This window comes from Blastomonas aquatica, assembly GCF_014639875.1.
In the GTDB taxonomy this organism is placed as follows: domain Bacteria; phylum Pseudomonadota; class Alphaproteobacteria; order Sphingomonadales; family Sphingomonadaceae; genus Blastomonas; species Blastomonas aquatica.
This window is the reverse complement of the sequence record NZ_BMGD01000015.1, coordinates 1-2516: the sequence shown is the minus strand read 5'-3', so window position 1 is coordinate 2516 and position 2516 is coordinate 1. Positions and strand designations below refer to the sequence as shown.

The 2516-nt window shown below is 62.8% G+C and carries 1 protein-coding gene; it reads right to left on the bottom strand.

Annotated features, from left to right (window positions below):
• On the bottom strand, positions 1 to 2359 hold a 2359-nt coding region (traA, locus tag IEW00_RS17325), incomplete at its 3' end, for a Ti-type conjugative transfer relaxase TraA (RefSeq protein ID WP_188515686.1).
• Between the last annotated feature and the right edge of the window lie 157 nt (positions 2360 to 2516).

Sequence of the window (2516 nt, the reverse complement as noted above, 5' to 3'; positions counted from 1 at the left end):
ATGCGACTTTTACGCGCGCCTGCGCAACCGGCTCGCGCTGGGGCGTTGCAGACGCGCCTTTGATCAGATCAGCCAGATGGCCACTGCGACTGATCTTTAAACCAGCGCGAGCCTCAAGCTGCGGCCGGGAGACCTCAGCGCTCTTCTCCGGCTGTCGTGCATAGTCGCTGGCCATATCCTTGCCGCGCTCACGACTGAGCGTACGGACCAGCGCCTTGCGATCGGCAAAGTCATCCTTGCCATAATGCAGATCCACCTGGGTGCGGTGGCGCGACAACGCGACATAAGCCCCATGGCTGTCCATCCCCGGCGTCGCCAGCAATTTGACCTGGTCCACGGTCATGCCCTGCGCCTTGTGGATGGTGGCTGCATAGCCATGATCCAAATGCGCATAATCCTTCAGATCGAACGCCACCGCCTTCCCATCGTCCAGCTTCACCGACATGCGCAGGGAGCTGACGCTCTCTACGGTGCCCAGCGATCCGTTCTTCACGCCCAGCGATCGTTCGTTCTTCAGGAACATGACACGGTCTCCATCCGCAAACTGCCGCGCACCGCGCTCGACCTTGAGCGCGACGTCATCGCCAAGATCGCCACTGGCGCGCACCTTCTCACGCACCGCTTCGTTGAGCGCCCGGACCTCGTCATTGGTATGCGTGAGGATGATCCGGCTGGCGTCTGGCTTTGCCAGCCGGTCCCGATCCCATGCATCGACAAGATCGGCGCGCGCAACTTCGCGCGTCTCGGCAACATGGACATGTCCTACTTCGTCATAACGGCCAAGCGCCTCGCCCGTTCTGCCAGTAGCCAACTCACGCGTTGCCTCGCGCTGCCAGTCGATCTGCTGTCGCCGGATCGACGCTATCTCGACTGCACCATGCCTCTCAGCCGCAGCGCGGAACGCGGCACCCGCCTCGATCGCCTGCAGCTGCTGCGGATCGCCAACCATCACAACCTTGGCCCCTTGCTGCTGCGCATGCGATACGACGCGCTCCATCTGCCGGGTGCCAAGCATGCCAGCTTCGTCAATCACGAGGATATGCTTGCTGGTGAGTAGCTCCCTGCCCTGCCCCCATTGATGTTCCAGACTGGCGAGCGTGCGCGATGGGATGCGCGAACCATGCTCCAAGCCCTCAGCTGCAATGCCGGAGAGCGCTGCTCCCTGCACCGTGTAGCCAGCGCGTTCCCATGCCTCGCGCGCCACCCCCAGCATCGCGCTTTTCCCCGTTCCGGCATATCCGATGACATTGCTGACGCCTTTTGCGGATGTGACATGCTCCAGCGCTCCGCGCTGCTCGGCCGACAGGTCCATTCCGCGCGCCTTTGCACTGGCGAGCGCGATCTCACGATAGCGATCGGGCACGGCATGGCTGCGCCTTGCTTCGAGCCGGATCGTCGCGCTCTCCAGCCGCTGCTCGGTCTCCAGCATGTCGCGCGACGTGAACCGGTCGTTGCCCTTGCCGTCCTTGCCCAGCGCGACAAGCTCGGGCGATGCCTTCACCGCCGACATCACCGCATCGAACTGCTCCTTGTCGGCGCTGTGCCGGTGGGCGAACATCGCAAGGTCGCGCGTCGTGAACGTCGCCTGCTGGTGCGTGATCGCATTGAGGGCGATGTTCGGATCGGCGATAATCTTTTCGCCGTTGGCCCGCGCAATATCCGCATGCTCGGCAAGCCGCTCTGGCGAAAGCCCTTTACCCGCCATGCGTGAGGCTGCTGCGCCGATCTTTGATTGCGGCTCCAGGTCGATACCCTGCTCTGCCAGTGAGCGGTGATCGATCCGCGCATCGATATCGAGCTCGGCCATGCGCTGATTGGCATGCGTCGCCCATGCCTCACGCCAGTGGGTGAGCAGCTCGGTGCGGTTCCAGTCACGCACCTTCGCGCCAAATGTCGCGCTGCCATCTTCACCAACAACGATTTCCCGCATGGTCAGCATGACATGCGCGTGCGGCTTGGCTTCGCCATCCGCGCCGATGTCCCAATGCACATTGAGATCGGCGATCATGCCGCGATCCACGAACTCGGCTTTGACAAAGTCGCGCGCCAGCTCGATCGCCTGATGCTGTGTCATCTCGCGTGGGAGAGCGAACTCGATCTCGCGGGCAAGCTGCGCGTCCTTGCGCACCTCGGCCGCTTCAACATCATTCCAGAGCTTTTCCCGGTCTTGCCAGGCTTCGTTCGCCCCATCGGGCAGCATGACCTCACTGTGGACGACACCGGCCTTGTTGGTGAAGTCATGGGTACGCCCGAGCCGGTCATCGTGCAGCCGCTCGCCTGCGCGATAGGCGGCAGCAGCGAGCGCAGACGATCCTGCAGCGCGGGAGATGGCTTTGGCCGAGAAGTGATAGATCGCCATGGCGACATACCATTTACGCCAAACGAGCGACGTCGGCACGACGTATAAGCGCGCCCTCCTCCGATTTGATCGCGCTCGAGATAACGGGGTCTCACAGCGACCCAGCCTGTTGTCTGCAGGATGGGAGAGGGATAGCTGGTTGGTCCTTCACCGACAA